Origin of the sequence: Paraclostridium benzoelyticum (assembly GCF_001006285.1) — a bacterium.
Classification (GTDB): domain Bacteria; phylum Bacillota; class Clostridia; order Peptostreptococcales; family Peptostreptococcaceae; genus Paraclostridium; species Paraclostridium benzoelyticum.
Map to the genome: position 1 here is coordinate 1 of NZ_LBBT01000029.1, position 6,260 is coordinate 6,260.

Below are 6,260 nucleotides of genomic sequence, written 5' to 3' on the forward strand. Positions count from 1 at the left end.
AGGTGATTTTCAATGATAACAATAATTTCTCCCGCAACAACTATGAATTTTGATATAAACACTAATATCAAGTCTTCTACTCCTTTTTTCAAGTCTGAAGTTAAGTATCTTATATCTATTTTAAAAAAGTTAAATAGAGATGAAATAAGCGCTTTAATGGGTCTAAGCGATGACTTAACTAATTTAAATTTTGATAGATATCAAACGTTAGGTACTGAATCTAGCAAATACTTACAAGCTTTACTTGCTTTTGATGGCCAAGTGTTTAATTGCATTAAAGTAAATGAATTTGATGAGTCAGACTTTGAATTTGCAAATGCTCATTTAAGAATCTTATCAGGTTTGTATGGTGTACTAAAACCTTTAGATATGATACAATCTTATAGACTTGAAATGAAATCTAAATTAAAAAATGAACAAGGAAATGACTTGTATAAATTTTGGAAAGAAAAAATAACTGATTATGTTTATAATGAACTTAATAATCAGGAAAATAAAACTTTGCTTAATTTATCATCAAATGAATATTCTAAATCTATAAATCTTAAAAAACTATCTAAAGATTTTCAAGTTGTAAATGTAGAGTTTAAAGACTTCAAAGAAAGTAGTAATACTTATAAAGTTATAGGTATTTACTCAAAAAAAGCTAGGGGTCACCTAACTAGCTACATAATTAAAAACAAAATAGATTCTATAGAAGGTATTAAAAACTTTAATTACGATGGATATACTTTTAATGCACATTTATCTGATAGTAATTCAATAATATTTACTAGATAGTAACAATTATTGTTTTTAGATTAAAAAGTATTATTTTGGGTATATATCATTTGACTTATAATTTGGAGGTTTCTGACTATGAAGTATAACTACACACAAGAGTTAAATAATATATTAAATAAAACATATAAAGAAATTATTTTTAGAATGGCTGTAAGTAATGAAAACATAGATTTTTCAAAAGAAAATTTAGATAAAACAAAAAAACTACTTTTAAGTGAACAAGTTTTCATTGGAAGTGATTTAGATAAGTTTATTATAAACTGTATCCCATCAGATCATGAAGGTAACTTATTTAGAGTATCAATATCAAAACATCATGACAGACTTCATCCAAGATTTGAAAACTATAAAGGAGAGCCTGTATCTGACTCTAGTTATTCTAAATTCGGACTTTTACTTTGGGAAGATCATATGAACAATTTATTAATATCAGATATTCAATCATTATTTAGCCAAGAAGGTTTTGTAAACTTTGTGAATAATGATTTATATAGTTATTTAAACGAACTATCAATTAAGTTAGATAAATATAAAAATAATTCAATAAAAATAGAATTTAAAAACAAGGAAAGCTTATTGAGCACAATTGCTGATATGATAGCTAATGAAACTCTTGATTTTGAATTTGCTCATATATTAGTTGATATGGATAAACTTAGAGATGATATGGCTAAAATGTCTACTACATTTGACGTTTATAATGAATTCGATAAATTAGAGGACGATACTAAGTATTGCATAATAAATTATCCTAAATACAATTATGACGAATTAATTGAAGTGTTAACAAAGGATTATGGATTTAAATTATTAAACGAAAATTGTTTATTAAAAAACAAGTAAAACAAAATGGTAACTATATAATTTTAGGAATAAAATTTTTATAGTTACCTTCTTAATTGATTTATTATCTTTTTATTACACTCCCAAAGAAGTCAACGTCTATATGATCAAACTCTACATTTGTTTTTCCTTCATAAGTAATGTATATCCCATCAATCCATTTACCTTTATAATCTCGTTGAAGTAAACTTTCAACAATTGTATAACTTGTTATACTAGCTCCTGTACTTCCTTGAAAAAATTTACTACTCCACAATTTGTTTTCTTTATCTTCTTTAATATTTATGTAAGCTATATTATTCTCTATTTTAATTAACTCTATTGGAGCATTTTTAAATTGTAATTTTGATACTTCTTTAATAATTATACCTATTTTATCATTCATAGATAAATTATCATCGATTTTGATATCACTTATTATTTTCTTTTCACTCGTATTAGAATCCATACTTATTATTTTAGCGTCATAAGCTTTTGAGTTTTTTTCCTCATTTCGTTTATCATTTTTTAAATTACTAGATAATTGTATGTCAGATTTATTATCACCTTTAACATCAACCTTGTTGTTACATCCGCTTAAAACAAACATACATATAAATATTAAGCAAACAATTTTTTTAAACTTTTTCATATTCATACCTCCATATTTTACATATAACATCTATTTTAATTATATGAATCAAATATAGAAATATTTTATATATTTTTAGTTGTTTATACTGCTTAATTCATTCGCCAATTCTTCATCTTCTTTAGCCCATAAGAGAGTTCTATCAACTGCTCTTTTCCATCCTTTATATAAAATAGTTCTTTTTCTATCATCCATACTAGGTGTAAATTCCTTGTCTATTTCCCATTTTTCTTTTATTTCTTCTACACTTTTGAAAAAGCCTACTGAAAGACCTGCAAGATATGCAGCCCCTAAAGCTGTAGTTTCTATTATTTTAGGTCTATCAATATTCACATTTAATATATCTGATTGGAATTGCATTAAAAAATTATTTGCACTTGCTCCTCCATCAACTCTAAGGCATTTTAACTGCATTTTAGAATCCTCTTGCATAGCCATTAAAACATCTTTTGTTTGATATGCTATAGATTCTAATGTAGCTCTAACTATATGCCCTCTTTTTGCTCCTCTTGTCAATCCAAATATAGCTCCTCTAGCATACATATCCCAATAAGGAGCCCCTAACCCTGTAAATGCAGGAACTACATAAACTCCATTAGTATCTTGAACTTGATTTGCATAGTATTCCGATTGTCCTGAATCATATATTAGTCTAAGTTCATCTCTTAGCCATTGAATCGATGCTCCTCCAACAAATATACTTCCTTCTAAAGCATAGTTAACTTTTCCATCTACTCCCCACGCTATAGTAGTCAATAATCCTTTTTCTGATTCAACTATCGTATCACCTGTGTTCATTAATAAAAAGCACCCAGTTCCATAAGTATTTTTAACACTACCTTGCTCAAAACATGTTTGCCCAAATAATGCAGCTTGTTGATCTCCTGCACACCCCGCTATAGGTATTTGTGCACCAGCTAACATTTCTGAATCTGTGTATCCATAAATTTCACTAGATGGTCTAACTTCAGGCAACATACTCTTTGGTATGTTTAATTCACCTAGAATTTCTTCATCCCACTTCAAATCTTTTATATTGAAAAGCATTGTTCTTGATGCATTTGAATAATCTGTAACATGAACTTTTCCTCTCGTTAAATTCCATATAAGCCATGTATCTACAGTTCCAAATAGAAGGTCTCCGTTTTCAGCTTTATCTCTTGCACCTTCTACATTTTCTAAAATCCAATTTATTTTAGTAGCTGAAAAATATGCATCTACCAAAAGTCCTGTTTTTTCTTTTATAGTGGCTTCTAAACCTTTATCTTTTAACTTATCACATATGTCTGCTGTTCTTCTACATTGCCACACAATAGCATTATATACAGGTTTACCCGTATTTTTGTCCCATACAATTGTAGTTTCTCTTTGATTTGTTATACCTATTGCTGCAATTTCATCAGGTCTTATAAAAGATGTTTCTAGAACTTCTCTTAGTACACCACTTTGACTTCCCCAAATTTCCATAGGATTATGTTCAACCCAAGAAGCCTTTGGGTATATTTGCGTAAACTCCTTTTGTGCAGTTGAAACTATATTGCCATATTTATCAAATAATATTGCCCTTGAACTAGTAGTTCCTTGGTCTAATGCTATTATATATTTCTTTTCCATAATACTTCTCCTTAAGTTACTTTGTTAACATATTGTTCTTTAAGTAAATATTAGCAATAAAACAAACCTACTACAATAATTTTAAATAAAGTTATTTTTTAAACAACTTATCTGATATATATTTCATATTCACATTTTTTGTAAGTTATAGGAGTTCCATTTGTTTTATCATTATCAAATTGAACAACTTCAATTTTGTGTTTGCCCTCTTTTAAATCATTATCACATATAGTTAACGTAACAGAACTTTCTTTCCCTAGCTTTTCAACTGTATTTAACTTTCCATCTATATATATATAACTTGCTCTAGAATCATCAAAGTCTTTCGAACTAACTCCAATTTGTCCTAAACCTTTTTTATCATCTATATATATAGTAGGGATAGAACCATCTTCTGAATTTGAAACATGAGTAGTCACTATTATACTTCCCTTACCTATATCCCCCTCAACTCCAGATGGGATTGTTTTTTCAACTTCAACTCTATTTTCAACAACTTCCTTAGAACATCCAACAGTAAATACCATCATTAAACACAATAAAAATAATAATTTTTTCATTACACCCTCCAAAATCTCAATATTATTACTCTTTAGTGTTCCCCATTTTATACAAAAAAAGCATGAATTAATATATTAATTCATGCTTTTAAAAAAAATATTTTAATAAATAATTATTAACGTAGCATTTTATATTGCCTTTTTTGACAACTATGCAAAGAAAATAACTATTTACTAAAGTTTTATTATGCAGCTTCTAATTCTTCGTCTTTTTCTTGTCTAGATTTTATAAATTTAAATACATAATGAACTGCCATACCTACTCCAATAGCAAATACTAAGTCAAATACTACTGTAAATGTAAAAGTTATAAGTAGTACTAAAACATCTGATTTACTTGAAGATAATAGTTCCTTAAAATGAGACCATTCTCCCATATTATATGAAACAATAATAAGTATAGCTGCTAAAGTCGTCATTGGTATTAGCTTTGCAAAAGGCATAAGAATAACCATTATAAGTAATAATGTTATAGCATGTACCATTCCTGATATAGGGCTTCTACCCCCATTTTTTACGTTTGCAGCAGTTCTTGCTATAGCTCCAGTTGCAGGAATTCCTCCAAATAAAGAAGATGCTATATTTCCTAATCCTTGTGCTACAAGTTCCATATTTGAATCATGTTTATCATCTATCATATTATCTGAAACTACACAAGAAAGTAGTGATTCTATAGCTCCTAATAGTGCAATTGTAAGTGCTGGATTTATTAAGTTTATAATTGTTTTTACATCCATATGTGGTATTTGTGGCTTAGGTATTGAAGATGATATTTCACTAAATCTAGTACCTATTGTGTCTGTTGGCAAGTTTAATAAATTTACAGCTAATGTAGAAACTATTAGCGCTATTATTGAAGCTGGAATCTTTTTATTTACCTTAGGCCAGTAAACTAAAATTAAAATACAAGATAGACCTATTAGAAATGATGCTATATCAAAAGTAGATATGTTTTGTATATAGCTTTCAACTTTGCCTATAAACTCTGCTGGCACATCCGCTATTTTAAATCCAAAAAAATCTTTTAATTGAGTTGTAAGTAATGTTACTGCTATTCCGCTTGTAAATCCTACTGTAATTGTTTGTGGTACATATTTTATTAAAGATCCAAATCTAAGTAGTCCCATAACTACTAATATAATTCCTGCCATCATTGTAGATGTTATAAGTCCAGTTATTCCATAAGTTTTAACTACTCCATAAACAATTACAACAAATGCTCCTGTAGGTCCTCCTATTTGAACCTTACTACCACCTAGAAGAGAAATTACAAACCCTGCAAATATAGCAGTTATAAGACCTTTCTCTGGTGATACTCCTGAAGATATAGCTAATGCTATCGAAAGTGGTAAAGCTATTATAGCAACTATTATACCTGCTATTATATCTTTTCCAACTTGATCTTTAGTAAGTTCATTATCTTTAATCATTTTAAATAACTTTGGTGACACGAAAACACTTCCTTCCAAAACTAAATATTGCAACATTTAATATATTAATCCTATTTTTTGATAAAGTCCATACATAATTTTTAAAATTTGTGTTAAAAACAAAAAAGATACTCCGCAATCGAAGTATCTTTCGTATTTCTTAAATTTAATTCAGTTTTTGAAGTAATTCTTCTAAATCTATACCATGTATATATGCAGCTTGTTCTAAAGTTTCCATTTGTGCTGAAGGACAACCTAAACAACCCATTTCGTAAGACATTAAAATATTTACTGAGTTTGGTTTTTTATTAATTAAATCCCCTATTAAGGTATTTTTATCTATTTTCATTTTAAATTCTCCTTTAATAATAGTTCGTATTTTTCTAATTTTATTATATC

Annotated in this window: 7 protein-coding genes; 2 read left to right on the top strand and 5 right to left on the bottom strand. The window is 27.9% G+C overall.

Annotated elements, in window-relative coordinates:
• Positions 1-12: 12 nt before the first annotated feature.
• Positions 13-780: a peroxide stress protein YaaA gene (gene yaaA, locus VN21_RS01600; RefSeq protein ID WP_046821727.1), complete on the top strand. Its 768-nt coding sequence runs from the start codon at positions 13-15 to the stop codon at positions 778-780.
• Positions 781-858: 78 nt separating this feature from the next.
• A complete protein-coding gene (locus tag VN21_RS01605; RefSeq protein ID WP_046821728.1) occupies positions 859-1,626 on the top strand; it encodes a hypothetical protein in 768 nt (255 codons plus the stop codon).
• A gap of 64 nt (positions 1,627-1,690) precedes the next feature.
• On the opposite strand, the gene VN21_RS01610 is transcribed toward VN21_RS01605, so the two are convergent.
• The 5 genes from VN21_RS01610 to VN21_RS01630 form a co-directional block, all read right to left on the bottom strand.
• Positions 1,691-2,257, bottom strand: a complete 567-nt coding sequence (locus VN21_RS01610; protein ID WP_046821729.1) for a hypothetical protein — start codon at positions 2,255-2,257, stop codon at positions 1,691-1,693.
• Between the two features lie 75 nt (positions 2,258-2,332).
• On the bottom strand, positions 2,333-3,871 hold the full coding sequence (glpK, locus tag VN21_RS01615; RefSeq protein WP_046821730.1) for a glycerol kinase GlpK: 1,539 nt from the start codon (positions 3,869-3,871) through the stop codon (positions 2,333-2,335).
• A gap of 107 nt (positions 3,872-3,978) precedes the next feature.
• Complete coding sequence (locus tag VN21_RS01620; RefSeq protein WP_046821731.1) at positions 3,979-4,431, bottom strand: hypothetical protein; 453 nt, start codon at positions 4,429-4,431, stop codon at positions 3,979-3,981.
• Positions 4,432-4,616: 185 nt separating this feature from the next.
• Positions 4,617-5,882, bottom strand: coding sequence for a SulP family inorganic anion transporter (locus VN21_RS01625; protein ID WP_046821732.1), 1,266 nt, complete (start codon positions 5,880-5,882; stop codon positions 4,617-4,619).
• A gap of 145 nt (positions 5,883-6,027) precedes the next feature.
• Positions 6,028-6,210, bottom strand: coding sequence for a DUF1858 domain-containing protein (locus VN21_RS01630; protein WP_046821733.1), 183 nt, complete (start codon positions 6,208-6,210; stop codon positions 6,028-6,030).
• Between the last annotated feature and the right edge of the window lie 50 nt (positions 6,211-6,260).

Excerpts from the sequence above, each read along its gene's own strand:
- yaaA (WP_046821727.1), top strand. The coding sequence starts at position 13 with ATGATAACAATAATTTCTCCCGCAACAACTATGAATTTTGATATAAAC.
- VN21_RS01605 (WP_046821728.1), top strand. The coding sequence starts at position 859 with ATGAAGTATAACTACACACAAGAGTTAAATAATATATTAAATAAAACA.
- VN21_RS01610 (WP_046821729.1), bottom strand. The coding sequence starts at position 2,257 with ATGAAAAAGTTTAAAAAAATTGTTTGCTTAATATTTATATGTATGTTT.
- glpK (WP_046821730.1), bottom strand. The coding sequence starts at position 3,871 with ATGGAAAAGAAATATATAATAGCATTAGACCAAGGAACTACTAGTTCA.
- VN21_RS01620 (WP_046821731.1), bottom strand. The coding sequence starts at position 4,431 with ATGAAAAAATTATTATTTTTATTGTGTTTAATGATGGTATTTACTGTT.
- VN21_RS01630 (WP_046821733.1), bottom strand. The coding sequence starts at position 6,210 with ATGAAAATAGATAAAAATACCTTAATAGGGGATTTAATTAATAAAAAA.